Source organism: Bacillus sp. JJ783 (assembly GCF_036963225.1).
Classification (GTDB): Bacteria; Bacillota; Bacilli; order Bacillales; family Bacillaceae_G; genus Bacillus_A; species Bacillus_A cereus_U.
The window spans coordinates 1-387 of sequence record NZ_JBALMG010000213.1 but is presented as its reverse complement, the minus strand read 5'-3'; the positions used below and the strand labels follow the sequence as shown (position 1 = coordinate 387).

Here is a 387-nt window from a genome sequence, read left to right as displayed (position 1 = left end):
GTATTTATGTTTTATTAATAGTTATAGCAATTATGGGGTTAAGTGCTTGTGGTAAAGATCCATCAGATGATTTGCAATCTAAAAAGTGGAATGTCGTTGCTACCAATGGCGAATCATATACAGCAGAATTCGCTAAAAATACGGTTTCTTTCAAGATAGGAGCTTTCACAAGAGGGTTTACATATAAAATTAACAAAGATGAAATTAGTTTAGAAGAAGATGGGAAAGAGCCAATTGTATTTGAAATTAAAAAAGATGGTGATGAATATAAATTTAAGGCAACGACTCCAGCTATTAAAAAGAAATTTGGAGATTTGACGTTATCACCAAGTAAATAGTAAATGAAAAGTCGAGATAAAACTCTGTAATAATTTTACAGAGTTTTTT

The 387-nt window shown here is 30.2% G+C and carries 1 protein-coding gene; it reads left to right on the top strand.

Annotated elements, in window-relative coordinates; translation table 11 throughout:
• Nucleotides 1-2 precede the first annotated feature (2 nt).
• Nucleotides 3-338 carry a hypothetical protein gene (locus tag V7038_RS28325; RefSeq protein ID WP_233206307.1) on the top strand — a complete coding sequence of 112 codons (336 nt, stop codon included), beginning with the start codon at nt 3-5 and terminating at the stop codon, nt 336-338.
• Nucleotides 339-387: the final 49 nt, after the last annotated feature.